The sequence below is a fragment of the Acinetobacter gyllenbergii genome (assembly GCF_001682515.1).
Classification (GTDB): domain Bacteria; phylum Pseudomonadota; class Gammaproteobacteria; order Pseudomonadales; family Moraxellaceae; genus Acinetobacter; species Acinetobacter gyllenbergii.
In genome coordinates, this window is sequence record NZ_KV575269.1 from 116,728 (window position 1) to 136,584 (window position 19,857).

Consider the following 19,857-nt stretch of genomic DNA (forward strand, 5'->3'; position numbering starts at 1 on the left):
TTAAACCTCTAAGGCTTTCTCTTGCGCGACGCCTTCACGGCAGTATTCGGCCAAGGTGCTTAAACGGCGTTTGGCATTTTTATGAATCGGATTTTGATCATCCCATGCATAACCTGCCAGTAATGATGAAACCATACGACGAATGTTGTCATTTTGATTGCTTGCGAACACCACATCCTGAAACTCGCCTTCGTACCAAGACTCAACATAAGCACGGAACACTTTAATCCCTTTACGTAGCGGTAGTTCATAGGCTTGCATCCAGTCTACCTGTTCGCCTTGCAGTACCCGATCAACCAAAGGAATTGCCAGACTGGCAGATTTCAAGGCAATGGTCACACCCGATGAAAATACAGGATCGAGAAACTCGCCTGCATTGCCGAGCAAGGCATAATTCCGACCTGCCAAATGTTTGACGTTTGCCGAGTAACCAACCAAAGTTCGAACTGGTGTATCAAATTTCGCCTGTGCCAAGACCTCGGATAATGCTGGATCATCGGCTAGAATCCGTTTCAATAACAAGTCAGGTTCATTCTGAGCGGCATCTTCAAGCTGATAATGATCAAAGAAATCCTGCTCCGCCACCACACCAAAGGAAGCACGACCATCGGCAAAGGGAATCAGCCAATACCAAGCACGACGATCTTTTTCATGCACGGTAATTAAAATTTTGTCACGGTCAAAATCAGCACGATTACCAATCCCATCTTCAATATGGGTAAACAAGGCACGACGCACTGGGAAATTGGATGGGCTTTCTAAATCTAAAAACTTCGGTAAGATGCGACCAAAACCACTGGCATCCAATAAAAACTTGGCTTGAATCTGATAGCGCTGCTGCGCCTCATCTAGCACGGTTAAAACAGGGTGTTCTACTTCAACATCGACAGCAACAACTTCATGTCCAAAACGAATATCCGCACCATATTGCTGTGCTTGTTGAGCCAGTAAGTGGTCGAAGTCAGCTCTGCGCACTTGCCAAGTGGTACCAGGCCCCGCACTGAATTTTTCCGTGAAATCATAATGGCTACGTTTTTCACCACACAAAAATGCCGCGCCATTTTTAAACTGGAAGGCACGGGATTGAACATGTTTCCGTACAGTTTCTAATAAGCCGGCTTCTTCTAGAAACACCATGCACTGCGGTAATAAAGACTCACCAATCGAAAAGCGCGGAAAATATTGTTTTTCAATCACCGTGACCGCATAGCCTTTTTGACGGAGCAAGGCTGCGGCTGAACTGCCAGAAGGTCCAGCACCAATAATCACCACATCGGCTGTTTGTATCATCTTCATTATTGCCCCTAAAAATTTAATCTTTTTAATGCTGTTCTAAATTCACAAGATGGTGTTGATCGGCTGGCGTAAGCAACGTTGCATAAACAAATGAAAAGATCACACCCAATAAAACGGTTAGACCAAAACAATGAATCGCATAAGTGTGACTCAATGATAATAGCCCAAAGCCCAATAAGGTCGACATCATACACAAAAACAACGCCATGCCAACCACCTGTGGATGATCGTGTCCATGTCGATAGAAAATCGCGTAATCCACGCCTATCCCAATGATCAAGAAGGTTCCCATAATACTGAACAAGTTAATTTCCACACCCAACCAAGCCTGTACAGCAAAGGTACTGATGAGTGCCAAAGTCACAGGCAGAACCAGCGGCATAATCGAACGCTTGCCATAGACCAAGCTCAAACCCAGTGCCAGTCCCAATAAGGCATAGATCAGTAAATGCTGCGCTTGCTGACGATGCTGTGCAAACGCACGAGACAGTGTGCTCACTGGTTGTTGGAAAGCAATCTGTGCGGATTCAAGTTGCTGCAATCGCTGCGCCTGCTTCACCCCACGAACCATGACCAGACGCTCGGTAGGACTGAGCTGTAAAAATGCCAAGGGATGTTGTTGAAACACCTGTTCTGTGAGTAAAGGTTGCTGCTGCAATTGTTGTTGCCATTGCAGTAGATCAGCAAAATTCAACCCCATGCTTTCCGCATACTTTTTCAGTGCCGTGGCAGGAATCTGCTGAAGTAGTTGCACATTTTGCTGCTGCTGGGCCATAGGTGGAATCCATTGTCCCAAAGCTTGAAAACCTTCAATTTGTCCCTGCGTTTGCAATTGCTGCAATTGATCAATCAATTGTGCTTCCTGCTGCTCAAGCTCAGCACTGGAGTGCGCACGCACAACAAAATAATCACTGCTTTGCTGCTGAGCAAACAAGGAACGAATATATTGGTCTTCCTGCTTCAGCTTGGTATCCATACTTTGCAAGTTTCGAATATCATCATTGGATTGCAAAGCAAATAGACTGCCTCCTCCAATCAGCAAAATACTCAAAATAAAGCCATAACGTAGTTTTTGATGTTGCTGAAACCATTGTCTGGCCATTCCAATCCAAGCTAAGCGTCGAATTGCAGGTTGTGCATTCAGCGGAGCTAAGCGCGGTAGGAGCAACACACTGGTGATCCAGGCAGCGACCAAACCGACAATTGAAAACACCGCAATTTGTCTAAAGGCTGGAAACGGCGTAAAGCTCAGAAAAATATAAGCCACAACCGTGGTCATTAAGCCCATAAATAAGCTTGGCAACAGCGGTCTAAGAATCCTAAATCCATCCAGTTTAGGGTGCTGCGATTGCATTGCCATAAAATAGAAAGAGAAATCGACACACACCCCGATCAGACTGGCACCAAAGACCAAGGTCATCAGATGAATTTCACCGAACACCAGATGCGTCACCGCAAATGCCAGTAAGCTCCCCGTCGATACAGCGATAAATTCAGTGATGAGGGGGCGGAATGAACGAAAGCCAAACCAAACCAACAAAATTAAGCCCAAGGTCGAACCGAGGCCGATGGTCGAGATTTCCTGCTTGGCCGACTGGGTTCCATAATTAGAAAATAAAATGGTCCCCGTCCAATGCGATTGAACCTGTAACTTATTCAGCTCAGGCTGTAGCTGTTTAATCCAAGCGCTGACCTGTTCCTGATAATCAATGTTATAAGGGCTCTGTTTTAATTGCAGAACCAATAAGCGTGACGTCTTTTGCTCATCATGAATGGTTGCAAAACCATCTTCCAGCTCAACATTGCTGGAAAGCTGATTGGCTGCGCTCAACATATAGCGTGGAAACAGCAACAAAGGGTCTTGTTGTAGTGAGGTCGCGGTGATCGGCATCCCGACACTCATTAACTGCATCAGACTTTGTTCAGTCAGTGCCTCATAGTCCTGCTGTTGCAAAAACTGTCGGTCTTGTTGATTCAGCAAACCTGCCCGATGTTGATATAACTGTTTGGAAAACTGCGCTAAATCCAATTGCGGTCGAAGCGGTTGCCACAGCTCACTATGTTGTAGCTTCTGTTGGAACAACTGAGTGGCTTGCGTTAAGGCCTGTTGATCCTGACTTTCTAAAACAACAAAGACCTTTTCATTGAGTTGATCACTCATATATTGCTGTGTTTTAGCAAGCTCAGGATTTTGTTGCGTTTCAGGCAGCAAAGCAAAAATATTGGTCTGGATATGGATTTCTTTTTTGACCCATGCCACCGCCAGCGTAAGCCCAACCAGCGTTAAAATAATTAACCAGATGGCTGTGAATTTATTTTGCCAATTGGAAAAGCGCATCTTCAGCAGCCGTCAGTTGATTCGGTTGAGTGGTTTGATTACGGAATAAAATCGTGGTGCTGTTATTGGCCTGTTCTTGAATCACGATTTTATTGACATACTGCTGCCCCTGCGCATCAATTCTCAGGAACAACTTTTTAAATAGCGCTGATTTAGGTGTTAATGCAATATTCCACCCACTCGGGCTGTAATTGGCGGATAACACATTAAAATTCTTCGCCAAGGCTTTGTCATCACCCGACATCAGTTGCAAAAATAAGCTCGCAACCGAACTATAAGGGGATTGATCAATCTGAATCTGGCTATAGGTTCGTTGTGTTTTCTGGATGAGTTTCTTTTGGGTTACGATCAAATCTGCTTGCACAGGTCGTTTAATTTGCCAAAGTACCCCATTGGATTTTGCAAAGGTCAGTGTGCCATTGGAAACAAAAGTTTTGTTTAAACTTGCCAGCTTCTTTTGCTGTTCAAAATCAGCGCGAATGAGTTCACTTTTAGCAAGCTGATTAAAAATCGTCGCGACCTGATCCGCATGTGCTGATGCTGAAACACTCAAGCTGAACAATACACTAACAACACTGAGTAATAACCACCAAGTACGCTGTTGCATCGATGCAACAAGGCGATTGAGATTCAGAAAAGCAGAATTAACCATGCGGGTGCTCCTTAAACGCATCCCATGCATTTAAACAATCCAATAAAATTTGCGGTGACTGGAAACACATTTCTCGGGTCTCCATATTCACAGCCACTTGCGTGGTATAGCCTTTGGTTAAACGTCGTCCAGTGTTTGCATCGAGAATCAGATATTCAATTTTTAACCGGTTTTCCCATTCCTTCAGAATTGCGCGAACTTTAATTTTCTGTTCAAACTCAATCCCCTGTACATAACGCACATGACTTTCAATCACAGGCCATGCATAGCCCGATGCTCTCATCTGGTTGTAGTTATAATTAAACTGTTCCAATAACTTACAACGTGCAATTTCAAAATACTTTAAATAATGTCCATGCCAGACCACATTCATGGTATCGACATCATGAAACGGGATTTCAATGATTACATCTGCCTGCATCTGTCGCTCCTAGACCTGTTGCTGGAATTGATTGAACAATTCAAAATTGTCGAAACGATCAATAATCTGTTGTAGTTCAGTTTGTAAAGGACGATCTTCTTGCAGTAGTGCAAAACTTTGTAAGGTCCACTCGACAAAGGCCTTTAAAGGCGGGCTTAATTGAGATTCAACACCTTTCAAATGCACGGCCTGCACACTGGCACAACATAAGGCCGCCAGAACCTGCTGCGTCAAGGTAATGACCCGAGTCGCATCTCGGGCAGCAATGGTGCCCATACTGACTTTGTCTTGGTTATGGCATTCGGTCGAACGTGAGAAAATAGACGCGGCCAAAGTATGTTTCAAGGCTTCTGCGGTCCAAGCCGAAACCCCAATTTGAACCGCTTTAAAACCATGATTCAGTGGTAAGCGCTCGGCACTGGCACCCGTTAAATTACGCGCTAAACCATGATTCATTTTATGGTCGACCAACTGGGCAATTTGTCGGTCCATCAAGTCGGCAATATTGGCAATCATAATCTTCAGACTGTCCATGGCTTGGGCAATATGCCCGCCATAGAAATGACCGCCATGTAACACCCGTAAATTCACCGGATCAATCAGCGGATTATCATTGCTAGAATTTAATTCATTTTCAATAAACTGGCGCAACCAGGTTTTTGAATCTTCAAACACACCAATAATATGCGGCGCACAGCGTAAAGAATAACGATCCTGTAAGCGTGGACTTTGGTGTGCCGTCTGCACTTCACTGTTCAGCCATTCACGTAATTGCTGGGCAATCTGTTGCTGACCTTGATGCGGTTTTTGGGCAAATAAAACTTCATCAAAATGACTTGGATTGCCTTCTAGGGCCAAGACATTTAAAGCGGTAATCAAGGTACTGGCCAAAGCCACCTGCTCTGCTTTTTTATAATTTAAGCAGGCAATCGCCGTCATCACCGCAGTACCATTCATCAGTGCCAAGCCTTCTTTCGGGCGTAACACCAAGGCGTCCAAGCCTTGTTCAGCATAGACTTGCGCAATCGGCACAATCTTACCTTGCGTATAGACATCACGCTCCCCCACCAAAGCACCTGCAATATAAGACAGCGGCGTCAGATCACCACTTGCCCCAACAGAGCCTTCAGACGGAATCACAGGAATGATATTTTCATTCAGCATCCAAACCAGACGTTCCAGCAAGGCCAGAGACACCCCCGAATAACCACGTGCGAGTGAACAAAGACGAGTTACCACCACGGCACGGGCAGTGATCAGGTCTAGATTTTCACCTAGACCGCAGCCATGAAAACGAGACAGATGCAAAGGGAGCTCATTGACTTGATGCATCGGAATCTCAACCAGACAAGAGTCCCCATAGCCAGTGGTGACGCCGTAGATCACACCTTCATCCAGCAACAGCTGATCCAAAAAATCTGCGCCGCGCTGAATCAACTCACGCCAAGCCGTTGCTGTCGGTAAAGCAACTTGACGCTGTTGTCGAGCAACCGCCACCACATCTTCAATACTGAGTGGCTGCTCACCGACAATCAGAACGGGCTTGAGCATTGCTTCACTTTGACTTGCATTCACGTTATTTTGTCCAAAACTGATAAAAATTAAACCATTGATACGGTGCTCGTAAGCAATGTTGTTCTAATACGGCGACATAAGATTGGGTAATCTGTTGCATGCTGTTTAATCGGGTTTTGCGCGGTAAATCCACTTGCGTGGCAATTGCATGAATATGCACCTGAAACTTCTGCTCGGCGCGATAACAAAACACCGCCAACACAGGAACTTTCAATAAATTGGCCAAAATCCATGCCCCTTGTGGCAACGCAGCCTCCTTTCCCAAAAACTGGATACTTTGCACTCGATCTGACTGCACAGGAATCCGATCCGCAGCTACGATCACCCACTCTCCCTGCTCCATCTTTTCCTGTAGCAGCATGGCAGTTTCAATACCAAGTTCATCCACTGCAATTAAATTGACATCAGCCTTATCATTAATCTTTTTTAAAAACTGATTAAATTGTGAGGCATGCTTTTGATACACCAGTACATTAATTTTTTGTGGGTGCTCTGACTTTAGCGCCCGCAGTAGCTCAATATTGCCAAAGTGCGACACCACAATAATCGCACCTTTTTGGTAATGTTGCTGAAAGTGCTCATGCCCAAACAATTGCAGTTTTTGCTCGGGAATATGCCCTAACCAGCCCTCAATTTTATCTAAAATGCATTCACCGAATTGCATAAAATGCGTATAGCTATTCACCCAGTTCGGCATTGCTGTAAACGGGGACTGAGACCCTGCAAATTGATGCAAACGCTGTAAATATTGTAAAGAAGCCTGTCGAGCTGTCAGTGCAAACAGCCAATACCACATGATAATAAAATACAGTACCACACGGCATAGCCAACGCCCACCACAGCGATAAAATCCAAGCATCAGCATCAGTGGCAACAGTCCGCCTCGTTCCTTAATCTGATGCCATGTATCCTGTGAAGTGGGTGCTGTCTTCATCAGTCCGCCTTAAACTTATGCCAAATCAACTTTGGAAAGCGCAGTAACATCCCTGCGAATAATCGGGCATGTGCCTGACTTAGCCCTAAATTGTCACGCCAGACATTAAAATGTGAGATGCCATGCTCAGGATAAATAACCTGTGTAGGCACATTCACAAAAGGTGTATTTTCCCATTTTAACCGAACCAAGATTTCACTATCAAAACCCATTCGAGGTTGGAATTGAGCCGCATTCAGTATCGCGATGGTTTTTGCCAATGGATAGATCCGGAAACCGCACATACTGTCTTTAATTTCGAAAGACAAACTGTTTAACCACACCCAAAAATGCGTAACATAACGTCCGTACAGACGCTTTTTCGGCACTGAGTCATCAAAGATTGGCTGTCCAATCACCATTGCTTGGGGATGTTGCTGCGACTGTTCAATAAATTTCGCCACATCCTGCCAGCAATGCTGACCATCCGCATCTAATTGCAGTGCATGTGTCATACCTAATTGAGCAGCATATTGCAGCCCAGTCATAACCGCTTGTCCCTTGCCTTGGTTGGTCTGATGTTCAACCAAATCAACCAATGGATGCTGCCCTGCCAGTCGATGTAGAATCGCTGTACATTCGGCATCACTACCATCATTGACAAGGATAATCGGATATTGAAATTGTTCCAGATACTGAACAAGATCAGCAAGATAATGCGGATGATTATATACAGGAATAACAATGCTATAGTTCAACATCAGCGGACTCCTAGACCTGTTCAAGCGCAAACAATAAACGCCCTGAAGCCAAGACCTGTTGCTCTGAGGTCATTTCAAAGCTGATCTTATGTAATTTACGAGTTAATTTTAATTGCACCACCGCATGAGGACGAATCAGGTTTTGAAACTTCAATTGCTCAAAGCCCTGACACCACTGTAAATCAGACCAACTATTTTTCGCAAACTGCTGAATAAAGCCAATCTGCCCAACACCTGGATAAATCGGTTGAGTTGGAAAATGCCCCTTAAAACATTCCAGTTCAGCGGGAAACTCAATGCTGAAATACTGCTCATCCTGTTGTTGCCATTGCGATAATACGACAGGCTGTAACATCGGGCTAAATAATGCTTTTAAATAATTTTTATCGCGTTTTGACTGGGTATTTTGTGGAATCTGACTTAAAAAGCGCCACTGTCGCGGAATGGCAATGCTTTCCAGCTGATACTGTAACTGCTGCTTCAACTGTTTGACAAAAGCGGCTTTACCAATCGTCATTAATTGCTGTTGAGCCTCGACACTGAGCACCACAATCGCGGCCAAAATTTGTCGATGCTGATGTTCAAGTAAGAGTGTGTGGCTTTGCGCTACTTCCAGCAAGCTATTCAAGCTGTGCTCAATCGCATCCAGACTCAAGCGCTTTTCTTCCAACTTGATAATGCGGTCCAAGCGACCTAAAAGTTTGAATTGTTTATTGTCGATATTGATCCACTCAGCAGCATCACCGGTGATGATCCAGCCAGACTCCCCCGCATGGTTGCTTTGCACCATAAGTTGGGTGTTTGCAGAAATCTGAATCTCAACATTATTGAATGCCGTCCATGCTGCATCATCATATTGACGATGTGCAATCCCGCCTGTCTCTGAGCTTCCTAGCACTTCAACAATCGGCACATTCAAATGTGGTCGAACACCCGCATCCAATTTGCCACCCGAACTAAACACCATTTCGCACTGCTGCAAGACTAAATCCTGCGTCCAGCGTTTTAATAAAGCTGGACTGGAAATCAGGTAGTTGCTCCACCCTTGTTGGGCTAAGCGCTGTTGCGCTTGAATAACATCTTCAGGAAAAGCCAATTGCGGATTAAAAAAATGACGCCCTGTTGCCAGCGGCAAAAGTAGCTTGAACAGCAGGCCATAAATATGCTGGTGACTGACTGTGGCAATGGCAACGCTTTTTTCTTTGAAATGAAAGCTGCCAGCTAGGCCGATCACTTCATTGAGCAATTGCTTCAAAGTACGTTCAATCTTTTTCGGTTCGCCGGTTGAGCCCGAGGTAAAGAACACGATCTCAGCCTGATTTAAGAAATCATCCTGTTGGATACGAACCAGTTGCGAAAAGCTTTGTTCTACCTTCTCAGTCGCGGGAACAGGCTGACGGCTTAGAAAGTAAATTTGTTGCTGGGCAAATTGTTGTTCTAAATCTCGAACACGATTGGGAGGTAAAATGATTTTTTTATTGGCCAACACGCCTGCAAATAATAACAGTAGAAACTGATAGCTGTCTTGTTCCCACAATGCCCACGTTTCTTGGCTCAGCGCTTTGATTGCAGCCGTTTGCTCAGCGACGTCTTGCCAAAAATCGGCATAAGAAATTGTTTTTAATTCAGAAGTAATACACAACGCATTCGTTGAAGCAGCATCATGATAAAAAGAAATAGGCATAATATTTTAAGGTGTCGTTTGATTTAAACGTTGATGTCTTTTTCGTAAAATGTACTCACCAAGGAATAATATTCCCATCAATAGGTAAGACACAAAACCATTATAAATGATCCAATATTTCATTGGTGCAAATACCGTTGTCAGTGCAATTACGGCATTCATCGCAAAGAAAAAGCACCACACTACCGTGACTTTCCGTGTCCACACCACGCCAGAGGCTGGCAGATCAGGTTCAACCAGACGTGCAAAGCGCTCAATCATGGACGGTGGTCGATATAGTGTCAGTGCAAAAATGATCAACGCACCGAGACTCATCCCCACAGGATAAAGCTTGAGCCAAGCATGATCTTTTAAAATCAGACTCAATCCACCACAAACAATAGCTAAGCCTGTCAGCGGTAATAGCAAATCTTTTTTGGCGCTCAGCAAGCGACTAATACCCAAAATAATCAATAAAACACTGACCCAGATGAACTGTCCATGTGACAGACTCCATCCAACAATAAAGGGGTATAACACAAAAAATGTGATCAATGCCCCTCTAATGAGATGTCTCATTCAGCAGTCATATTCTGAATGACCACAACAACATCCTGCACGGTTCTGACCGCTTTAAAATCTTCAGGCTTGACTTGCTTGCCAGTCAGTTCTTTAATTTTAACCACCAGATCGACAGCATCAATGCTGTCTACATCGAGATCTTCATATAAATTGGAATCAAGTTGGATATCATCAGGTTCAATTTCGAATAAATCCTGCATCCATTCTCTTAACTTTGCCAGCACCTGCTCTTGAGTTAACATCGATCTACTCCTTAACCTGCTTGCTGTGCTTCAACCAAAGCCACTAAGCTTTGAACGGATTTAAAATGTTGTTTGGTTTCATCTGATTCTGCATTCAAATGAATGTTATAGCGTTTTTTCAATGCCAAGCCTAACTCGAGCGCATCAATTGAGTCCAAGCCTAAACCCTCACCAAAAAGTGGTGCTTCAGTTTCAATATCACTGATGCCAATATCCTCAAGCGCGAGAACATCAATAATCATTTGCTTTAATTCATCAGCAAGATTGCTCATTTTTCGATAACTCATTATTAAAAATTTGATAAAAACCCTGATTCAACTGACGCACCTGTTTCGGTGAAACTTCTGAATCTGCCAAGATATCTTGGACTTCTATTGCATCCAACACCTTAATCTCGATATGAAAAGGCTGTGCGGGCACATGATACCATTTTTCATTTTTGGTTAAGGTTGATGGGGTACATCGAATCAAAACTGGACGTACTGGTACATTGGCACGAATCGCAATATTGGCAGCACCGCGTTGAAATTCGTTCAAGCACTCACCTTTTTCGGTTCGCGTTCCCTCAGGAAAGATCAGTAATGAAGCTGCACCTTGCTGTTTTAATCGAAGTACACAGTCTTCAATAAACTGCTGCGAACCCGCATTTAAAATATAACCCGCACTCCGCACTGGACCACGAGTAAATGGATTTGACCACAGTGATTGCTTCACCACACAATTGGCCTGCTGCATCAATCCAATCATCACCACCACATCAATCAAGGTTGGATGATTGGCAATCACCAACTCTTGGCGGCTATGTTGCAGTTTTTCCAGTCCCTCTACTGAGTAGGTCATGACCCCAAGTTTGACCATCATTTCAGTAAAGCCCTTAAAGCTGTAATGAATGACGTGCTGTGCACGTTGCTGACGTACAACTGGATTGCGGCTGCTTAAATGAACCAAGGGGGCCACAATGGTTGCAATCCCAACCCCACCCGCACCGAAACTGGCAAAGCTGAAACCTGTTGCTGCAACACGCCAAGCATAATTGGCTTTCTGTTTAATCTGATTCAGCTTTAACATTTTTTCCATCTCAACCCAGATTGACCCACTTCTGTAGCCTGCCAGAACTGGTAAAAAGCCAGACTTTCCAATGATTCCGAGCCACTGAGCTGTAAAACTTCCACATTAGGATGTTCTAAGCTGACGATAGTCGCCAACGCAAATGCGGGGAACTCAAGCGCATCGGCATAAACATTCGGCAAGGCTTGATCATATGCCACCACCAGCACACGTTGTGCGGTAGCTGTTGATTTTAAAATTGCATAAGCCTCGATCAATGCCTCTGTCCATTCACAGCTTAAACTTGTCGAGGGCGTTGCATCCTGACATAGAATCGAATACAAGCCTGCAATTGCATTATGAACTGAAGTTGAAAATTGTGTTGGAGATGGCGTTTGTTGTTGTAATACATCTTTTAGAATATCTAAAGTTTTCTGCTCATCGCCATATTTTGAAACCCAAACAATATAATCGACTTGTTGCCCATCCAAAGCAGTCAATGCACTATGCAGCGCCATTTTAGCCAAAGATGATAAACGGCGACGTTGCATTGCGGGAATAGCCTCCAGCGCAGCATAATTTTGCTGTACAGAAGTAAGCTGTGGCTGCGTGAGATGGAGTTTTAGCATGCAATGCACGACCCAGTTTAGTTTAAAAAATATACAAATAATGGAAATTTTGCGGTGGCATTATAGCACTAGCACGACATTTAACAAAAAATAATTTTTATTATATTTCAACAGCTTAAATAAAATAATTTTAAATGCACTTTTATTCAAAGTATCTAAACAATTTTCATTATTATTTAAATTAATTAATAAAACAATTCAATCAAAAAAGCCCAAAGCAATCTTTGGGCTTTTCATCATTTATACTGGCTTAACGTTTGAATTTCTTTTCCGCTTTCTTAAACTTCTGAACATAACGACGTTTACGTGCCGCTACACGCTCATCAACTTGAGATTTACGCCCTTCAAATGGATTATCCGATGTTTTGAAATCAACACGAACAGGTGTCCCTTCCAGTTTATACACTTTACGGAATACGTTTTCTAAATAACGACGATAGTCCGCAGGTGTCTTATCCACCTTGTTACCGTGGATCACGATGGTTGGTGGGTTTTGTCCACCCATATGCGCATAACGCATTTTAATACGTTTACCACCAATCATTGGCGGTTGATGCGCTTCAGTTGCATCATTCAAGATTTGAGTGAGTTTCGCAGGCGAAACTTTTAAATGTGATGAATCATAAGCACGATGGATGGTTGGGTACATATCGCCTACGCCAGTGCCATGCAACGCTGAGATTAAATGCACCTTGGCCCAAGGAATAAAGTCAAAACGGCGGTCAACATCCAACTTACATTGCTTACGATCATACTCGGTCATGTTGTCCCATTTGTTGATCGCAATCACCATGGCACGACCAGCTTCAAGTGCATAACCAATCAAATGTAAATCTTGTTCAACCACACCTTCACGGGCATCCAATACCACCACAATCACATGTGCATCTTTAATTGCTTGTAGCGTCTTCACGATCGAGAATTTCTCAATCATCTCATCGACTTTACCTTTACGACGTACACCCGCTGTATCGATCAAGGTATATTGACGGCCATCACGCTCATATGGAATATAAATTGAATCGCGTGTTGTACCCGGTTGGTCAAATGCAACGACACGCTCTTCACCCAACAGACGGTTAACCAAAGTTGATTTACCTACGTTTGGACGACCAATAATCGCTAAACGTAAACCTGTTGCTTTATCATGTTCTTCTGGATTTTCATCTTCTGGGACTTCAGCCAACACATCTTCAAGCATTTGCTGAACACCACGTCCGTGGCTCGCAGCAACTTGTAAGGGCTCACCCATACCGAGCTTGTAGAACTCAACCAATGCAGCCTCAGCATGAACACCATCAACTTTATTGGCGACTAGATATACTTTCTTACCGAGAGTACGTAATTCACGGGCAATTTGTTCGTCTGATGCCAATAAGCCAGCACGTGCATCCACAACAAACACAATGATGTCTGCTTCATGGATGGCGGTTTTTGACTGCTCTGCCATGTATGAATCAATGCCGCCTTCATTCTCACCAATACCACCGGTATCGACAACAATGAACGACTTATTTTGAAAAACCGCATCGCCATATTTGCGGTCACGAGTTAAACCAGCGAAGTCAGCAACCAAAGCATCACGACTTTTGGTGATTTGGTTAAATAGCGTTGATTTTCCGACGTTTGGACGACCAATAAGCGCAATAACGGGTTTCATAAATTAACCTTAATTCAGACGAGCCATCGTTGATGACATCGTATCAGAAACAGTATGGAAGATTTTGGTGATCAAGTAATCACAATAAAAATTCGGGGATTTGTTTAAACAAAACCCCCGATCATTGTTTTATTAGCAATAGCTAATTGTGCATTTTACCACAAGCTAAGGCAAAATTAACGATTCTGCCAAATGGTTAATGCACCTTTTCGTGTCGCAACATAGAGCTGATTGTCAATCACGCGCAATGAGCGCACTTCACCGCTGGTTTTGGCACGGCCAATTAACTTGCCTGAAGCAGGATTGATGAGATGAAGTACGCCATCCAAATCACCTACGACCAGATTTTGTCCTAACATGACAGGATTACTGAGTTTACGATTCAGCAATTCTTCATTTTGCCAAACCAACTCACCTGTTGCTAAGTTATACGCATTCAACTTGCCATCTGTCGTCGCAACAAAGACTTTATCATCTGCGACTTCAGCACTATTGGTACTGCTGGCATCTTCGCTCCACACCACACGTTGTGTCGCAAGATCGGTCACGGTGACTTGGCCTTGGAAACTGGTGGTTACCAGATATTGTCCTGAAACAACCGGATCACCCACCACATCGACTAAACGCTGGATATCAGAACGACCTTCACTGATCGCTACACGACGTTGGAAACGCGGCACACCGCTGATAATATCCAGTGCATAAACATAGGCATTGGCAGAACCAATCAGCACAGTACGCTCATCCAAACTGACAGGCGCAGGTTGACCACGTAAACTAAACTGAACATTCGGTAGTTTATACGCCCAAACCTGTTGTCCTGTCGCTGCATCATGCGCAAATACTGTACCATCATTGGCAATGGTAATCACACGACCCGACTGAATCAGCGATGGAGATAGAATGGCACCCGACAACTTCGCAGTCCATTTTTGCTCACCAGTCGCTTGGTCTAAAGCAAATAGCTGCCCCTTACGATTGCCGCTCACCACAATTCCCTCACCCGCTTCTACACCAGCTGTGAGTTCTTGTTTGGTGATTTTACTTTTCCAAAGACGCTGTTTACCTTTGTATGCAGAAACCTGACCATCTGGGTCAATCGCAAAAATCACACCATTGTCTGTATCTAACTGCAAGCGTAACGCTTCAGCAGCATCGGTAGACGAAACACTTTGTGAAAACACAAGGCTTAAATTTTGTTCTTGTGTGATCTTTGGCAATGGATTCGGTTTTGCTTCTTTTACTTTATTGCTTGAACAACCAACGAGTAAAGCTGAAGCAATTGCAATTGCCAAAGGTAGTTTTAGTTTATTCTGCATTAAGACTCATCCACTTTGGTATCTAAGATCGGGCGCTCAAACTCAGGATCATCTACTAAAACGCCAACACTTTCGAGTTTAATTTGTAAAAGCTGACGCTCTTGTTTACGCTCGAGCAGGTTATCCCATGCACTTTGATACGCTTTACGCGCAGACGCGTTGTCTTTTTTCGCAACGAAAATATCACCGCGAAGCTCTTCAGCACTCGCCTTGAACGCAGGATCAGTCACGCTCGTTAAAGTTTTTAACGCTTCGTCATATTTGCTTTGCGCTAATTGTGCATCAGCCAAACGTAATTTAACAATTTGCAATAAACCTGCATCTTTAACTTTTGAAGTTTCAACTTTCTTCAAAGCTTTTTCAGCAGCAGCATAGTCTTGCTTGTCATAGGCAAGTTTCGCCATGATAAATTGTGTTTGAATCGCCTGAGCAGAGTCAGCATCATCTTTCACAATTTTATCTGCTGTTTCAGATAAGCTGGCAAAGGCATTCGGTTGACCTGATGCCGCTTTCGCCTCATCCATCAACTTTTGTACCTTCGCCGTTTGGTTCTGGGCTTCGGCAAGGTTTTTCTTGTGCCAATATTCCCATCCGAAAAAGGCAATCAAGGCAATGAGAATTCCGCTAATCATTGCAGAACCATATTTTTTGGCAAACGACTTTAAATGGTCGAGTTGTTCATCATCACTTAAACTCATGTGATTGTCCTTTTCCTAAATTTTGCAATTTATTGTTTAAATTTTTCGATAAAAAATGGCGTCAATTCAGTGAGCGCAACTTGTGATTGCTCAGCTGTCGCAAGCGCTTTCACCAATAACTGTTGAGATTCCCACTCACGCTCGCCCAAGATCACCGCATAGGTTGCACCGGATTGATCAGCCTTCTTCATCTGGCTTTTCATACTGCCTTGAGATCCAGTCTTTAAGCGGATTGAACTGTTCGCTGCTTCTAACTGATCACGGATTTGTTCAGCCAAGACCAATGCCTTGGCTTGATATGCAGGTTCAGCCAATAAAAAGATTTCACAATCACGGGCATCTTTGACTTGCGTAACCTGTTCAACCAATAACAGTAAACGCTCCATCCCCATGGCAAAGCCAACTGCAGGCACTGATTGATCCGCTTTGCCTTTGAGCTGCCCAACCAAACCATCGTAGCGGCCACCAGCACATACGGTACCTTGTGAACCCAACATGGTGGTGGTCCACTCAAATACAGTCTTGTTGTAATAGTCCAAACCACGTACCAGTTTCTGGTTAATCACAAACTCAATTCCTGCATCCGTCAGATATTGTTGCAGTTGTTGGAAGTGATTGATGGAATCTTCTTTTAAGAAATCATGCAACTTCGGCGCATTTTCCAAAATCTTTTGCGTTGATTCAACTTTAGAATCCAGAATACGCAATGGATTGGTGCTTAAACGGCGTTGCGAGTCTTCATCTAAGGCATCTTTGTGTTGACTTAAAAACTCAACCAAGGCTGCACGATAGGCTGCACGTTCATCGATTTCACCTAAAGTATTTAACTCTAAGCGCACATGTTCTGCCACACCCATACGTTTCCATAAACGTGCGGTCATTAAAATGATTTCAGCATCGATATCCGGTGTTGCAACACCAAAAGTTTCCACACCAAATTGGTGGAATTGGCGATAACGACCTTTTTGCGGTTTTTCATAGCGGAACATTGGCCCGAGGTACCAGACTCGTGGTGTCGCACCACGCAGCAAGTTATGCTCCAACATCGCACGTACACAACCTGCGGTTCCTTCAGGACGCAAGGTCAGTGATTCTGGCGGTGTACCTTTGTCGAAAAAGGTATACATTTCTTTTTCAACAATATCAGTCGCATCGCCAATGGCACGCTTGAATAGACCAGTTTGCTCAACGATTGGCAAACGGATTTGTTGATAACCATATGCATCCATTAACGATGCAAGTTGCTGTTCCAGACTTCTCCAAGCCGCAGTTTGCGTTGGAAGGGTGTCATTAAAACCTTTGATAGCGACAATTGAACTCATGATGAACTACGAATAATAACTTTAGATTTTGCTTCTTCAAGCTCTTGAACACGTTGACGAACCATTGTTTCAATTTCATCAACCAGCTGATTTGTATCAATTAAATGGCTCTTTTCACCATTTCGATAGACCAGTGAACGCGGTGACGCACCGACAATCCCGATATCAGCTTCTTTCGCTTCACCTGGACCATTCACTTTACATCCGATCACAGACAAGTCCATCGGGGTACGGATATCTTCTAAACGCTCTTCCAAAGCCTGCATCACTTGAATTACATTGAATTCCTGACGTGAACAGCTTGGACAAGCAATAAAGTTAATCCCGTTTGAGCGTAAGCCCAAGGATTTTAAAATATCAAAACCGATTTTAATTTCGTCTTCTGGTTCAGCCGCTAGCGAAATACGCATGGTATCGCCAACACCCTCCATCAACAGTCCACCCAAAGCAATTGCTGATTTGACTGTACCCGTACGGTAAATCCCTGCCTCAGTTACACCCAAATGCAGTGGATTATCAATTTGTTGAGACAATAAGCGATAAGCATCCATGGTCAGAAACACATTCGATGCTTTAACACTCACTTTAAACTCATGGAAGTCTAAACGGTCTAAGATGTCGATATGACGCATTGCCGATTCAAGTAAGGCCTGCCCTGTTGGCTCGCCATATTTCACTTGCAAGTCTTTTTCCAGAGACCCCGCATTCACCCCAATACGAATCGAAATACCATGATGTTTTGCCGCAGCAACCACTTCACGCACTTTCTGATCCGAACCGATATTGCCTGGGTTGATCCGTAAACAGTCTGCGCCGTAGTCCGCAACCGCTAAAGCAATACGATGATCAAAATGAATATCGGCCACCAATGGCACAGAAACGCGTTTACGAATCGCGCCAAACGCCTCTGCGGCTTCCATTGACGGTACTGAAACACGCATGATATCCGCACCTGCATCTGCACAGCGCTGGATTTGCGCCACAGTTGCATCCACATCACAGGTTTCAGTATTGGTCATACTTTGAACACTGATCGGGGCATCACCACCGACATACACCGAACCGACACGGATTTTTCGTGTTGGACGGCGTTTAATTGGATTCACAATCATCGTATAGCTCTACTCTTTGGCATTAACGAGACAAACGGAATTCTGCTTTTCCATTGACCGTATATGGAGACAACGAAATTTGCTCCTGATTTAAAGTCAATGCTACTGCGGTCGCATCATCTAAACGAATTTGAAATGGCGATTCGCCACTTAAAGTCAACGTCGATGCTTGACGACCTGTTGCCAATACTTTACCTGTTGCATCGACAATATGCACAGAAGTTGGTCGATTAAAATTCAAGACCAATTGGTCACCAGATGTTGCCGTAGTGGTATTCCCCATCGGCAAAATCTGAACATCCGAGTTTTTGATCTTTGGCACATCATCTTCATCTTTATGGCCTGATGTCCAATTCTGCACCGCCATAACTGCCAACCACGCTAAAACTGCAACAGCCGCCACGATTGCAATGCGTTTTAACCAGATCCGGTTACGCACGCTTTTCGAGCCTGATAATTTCCCCATAATTTTAATTGGAGAATTATTCAAGGCATGGCTGGCTTTCAGTCCAGTATCATTAACATAAATTTCATCAAAACGCTGAATAATCGCACTGGCATCTGCATTTAAATGCTTTGCATAAGCACGATAATAGCCTTTGATAAAGGTCGCTTCTGGCAATGATTTATAATCATCTTGCTCCAATGCTGTCAAGGTTTTGACAGGCATATTCAATACGTTTGCAATCTCTTCAATTTCTTTCTTTTGTGCAATACGAATTTGACGCAAATACTCACCAGGTCGTTGAATATTTCCTAAGGTTGACGATGGCGAGGTTGTGCCAGTTGGCTGATGTGAATTTGGATTTATTTCCATACGGCCTCAGTACTGTACTGTAATTGCAAATAACGTTGATATTCTGGACTATCAGGAAAGAGTGCGCGCAGTTGATTGACTAACACTTGCATTCCTAATTGATCCGCATTCGCTCGAGCAATGCGTAAACCAATCCAAAGTGCCCGAGCACCTTGGTTTTTCTGTCCTACATTACGAACATATTGTTCGTATAGTTGCGATGCATCTCTATTATTTTGTTGCAAATAGAAAATTTCCGCCAACTCTAACATTGAAATGGTTGCGTTTCGATTCGCTTGTAGCGCCTGTTTGAATGATTTTTCAGCATTCGCAACATCGCCCAATCTTAAATAGATTCGCCCTAGGTTTTCCAACGACTGAAACCGTTGTTCATAGCCTAAAGTTGCACCCGCACGGGTAAATTGCTCAATCGCTTCATTATAGCGTTGCTGTTGATACAAATATGTACCGTAATTATTACGCGCTTGCGCATTGTCTGGTTCTGCAGAAATTGCCCGCTTAAAATAAGTCTCTGCTTTTTCCATATTACTGGCGCTGCCCTCTTGTTGCAGCAAAATGCCCATCATCATATTGGCATTGGCATCACGAGAATCAACTTTTAGGGCTTGGTCAAGCGAACGCTTGGCTGAATCCAGATCACGATTACGAATATATTCGGCAGCAAGTTGAGTACGCACTTGCACAGCTTTTTCTGGATCTTTTTTTAATGCTGTCGATGTCGATTGACACGCGGTTAAGCTCAATAAAATAAACCCAACAGCCGTGCTTATAATCGTTTTTGTTCGAGTGATCTTCAACGCCTTTCCCCAA

20 protein-coding genes are annotated in these 19,857 nt (G+C 43.8%); all 20 read right to left on the bottom strand.

Annotated elements, in window-relative coordinates; all coding sequences use genetic code 11:
* Window positions 1–1,296, bottom strand: a complete 1,296-nt coding sequence (locus tag NG55_RS17660) for an NAD(P)/FAD-dependent oxidoreductase (RefSeq protein ID WP_065343978.1) — start codon at window positions 1,294–1,296, stop codon at window positions 1–3.
* A gap of 25 nt (window positions 1,297–1,321) precedes the next feature.
* Window positions 1,322–3,634, bottom strand: a complete 2,313-nt coding sequence (locus NG55_RS17665; RefSeq protein ID WP_065343979.1) for an MMPL family transporter — start codon at window positions 3,632–3,634, stop codon at window positions 1,322–1,324.
* Window positions 3,609–4,286, bottom strand: a complete 678-nt coding sequence (locus NG55_RS17670; protein ID WP_065343980.1) for a LolA family protein — start codon at window positions 4,284–4,286, stop codon at window positions 3,609–3,611. Before NG55_RS17670 ends, NG55_RS17665 begins: the two co-directional genes overlap by 26 nt.
* On the bottom strand, window positions 4,279–4,707 hold the full coding sequence (locus NG55_RS17675) for an acyl-CoA thioesterase (protein WP_004802675.1): 429 nt from the start codon (window positions 4,705–4,707) through the stop codon (window positions 4,279–4,281). The genes NG55_RS17670 and NG55_RS17675 overlap by 8 nt, the downstream gene beginning before the upstream one ends.
* Window positions 4,708–4,716: 9 nt before the next feature.
* Window positions 4,717–6,258 carry an HAL/PAL/TAL family ammonia-lyase gene (locus NG55_RS17680; protein WP_065344014.1) on the bottom strand — a complete coding sequence of 514 codons (1,542 nt, stop codon included), beginning with the start codon at window positions 6,256–6,258 and terminating at the stop codon, window positions 4,717–4,719.
* A 25-nt stretch (window positions 6,259–6,283) separates the two neighbouring features.
* A complete protein-coding gene (locus NG55_RS17685; RefSeq protein ID WP_065343981.1) occupies window positions 6,284–7,216 on the bottom strand; it encodes an LpxL/LpxP family acyltransferase in 933 nt (310 codons plus the stop codon).
* A complete protein-coding gene (locus tag NG55_RS17690) occupies window positions 7,216–7,956 on the bottom strand; it encodes a glycosyltransferase family 2 protein (protein WP_065343982.1) in 741 nt (246 codons plus the stop codon). The genes NG55_RS17685 and NG55_RS17690 overlap by 1 nt, the downstream gene beginning before the upstream one ends.
* Before the next feature lie 10 nt (window positions 7,957–7,966).
* Window positions 7,967–9,640 (bottom strand): ApeI family dehydratase, encoded by a 1,674-nt coding sequence (locus NG55_RS17695; protein ID WP_065343983.1) that lies wholly within the window; start codon window positions 9,638–9,640, stop codon window positions 7,967–7,969.
* A 6-nt stretch (window positions 9,641–9,646) separates the two neighbouring features.
* Window positions 9,647–10,198, bottom strand: a complete 552-nt coding sequence (locus NG55_RS17700) for a COG4648 family protein (RefSeq protein ID WP_016540711.1) — start codon at window positions 10,196–10,198, stop codon at window positions 9,647–9,649.
* Complete coding sequence (locus NG55_RS17705; RefSeq protein WP_005193178.1) at window positions 10,195–10,443, bottom strand: acyl carrier protein; 249 nt, start codon at window positions 10,441–10,443, stop codon at window positions 10,195–10,197. The genes NG55_RS17700 and NG55_RS17705 overlap by 4 nt, the downstream gene beginning before the upstream one ends.
* Window positions 10,444–10,454: 11 nt before the next feature.
* Window positions 10,455–10,715 carry a phosphopantetheine-binding protein gene (locus NG55_RS17710; RefSeq protein WP_005206340.1) on the bottom strand — a complete coding sequence of 87 codons (261 nt, stop codon included), beginning with the start codon at window positions 10,713–10,715 and terminating at the stop codon, window positions 10,455–10,457.
* Entirely contained in the window at window positions 10,699–11,520 is an 822-nt protein-coding gene (locus tag NG55_RS17715; RefSeq protein ID WP_141669910.1) for a lysophospholipid acyltransferase family protein, read from the bottom strand. The genes NG55_RS17710 and NG55_RS17715 overlap by 17 nt, the downstream gene beginning before the upstream one ends.
* Window positions 11,505–12,119 (bottom strand): beta-ketoacyl synthase chain length factor, encoded by a 615-nt coding sequence (locus tag NG55_RS17720; RefSeq protein ID WP_016540713.1) that lies wholly within the window; start codon window positions 12,117–12,119, stop codon window positions 11,505–11,507. The genes NG55_RS17715 and NG55_RS17720 overlap by 16 nt, the downstream gene beginning before the upstream one ends.
* Window positions 12,120–12,369: 250 nt before the next feature.
* A complete protein-coding gene (gene der, locus NG55_RS17725; RefSeq protein ID WP_016540714.1) occupies window positions 12,370–13,779 on the bottom strand; it encodes a ribosome biogenesis GTPase Der in 1,410 nt (469 codons plus the stop codon).
* Between the two features lie 176 nt (window positions 13,780–13,955).
* A complete protein-coding gene (gene bamB, locus NG55_RS17730) occupies window positions 13,956–15,098 on the bottom strand; it encodes an outer membrane protein assembly factor BamB (protein WP_016540715.1) in 1,143 nt (380 codons plus the stop codon).
* Window positions 15,098–15,796, bottom strand: a complete 699-nt coding sequence (locus NG55_RS17735; RefSeq protein WP_016540716.1) for a YfgM family protein — start codon at window positions 15,794–15,796, stop codon at window positions 15,098–15,100. Before NG55_RS17735 ends, bamB begins: the two co-directional genes overlap by 1 nt.
* Window positions 15,797–15,825: 29 nt before the next feature.
* The gene (gene hisS, locus NG55_RS17740; RefSeq protein ID WP_023271337.1) at window positions 15,826–17,118 is read right to left on the bottom strand and encodes a histidine--tRNA ligase; all 1,293 of its coding nucleotides are present in this window, start codon (window positions 17,116–17,118) and stop codon (window positions 15,826–15,828) included.
* On the bottom strand, window positions 17,115–18,230 hold the full coding sequence (gene ispG, locus NG55_RS17745) for a flavodoxin-dependent (E)-4-hydroxy-3-methylbut-2-enyl-diphosphate synthase (RefSeq protein ID WP_016540718.1): 1,116 nt from the start codon (window positions 18,228–18,230) through the stop codon (window positions 17,115–17,117). The genes hisS and ispG overlap by 4 nt, the downstream gene beginning before the upstream one ends.
* A 22-nt stretch (window positions 18,231–18,252) precedes the next feature.
* Window positions 18,253–19,047 carry a helix-turn-helix domain-containing protein gene (locus NG55_RS17750; protein WP_016540719.1) on the bottom strand — a complete coding sequence of 265 codons (795 nt, stop codon included), beginning with the start codon at window positions 19,045–19,047 and terminating at the stop codon, window positions 18,253–18,255.
* Window positions 19,038–19,844 (bottom strand): type IV pilus biogenesis/stability protein PilW, encoded by an 807-nt coding sequence (pilW, locus tag NG55_RS17755; RefSeq protein ID WP_023271336.1) that lies wholly within the window; start codon window positions 19,842–19,844, stop codon window positions 19,038–19,040. The genes NG55_RS17750 and pilW overlap by 10 nt, the downstream gene beginning before the upstream one ends.
* Between the last annotated feature and the right edge of the window lie 13 nt (window positions 19,845–19,857).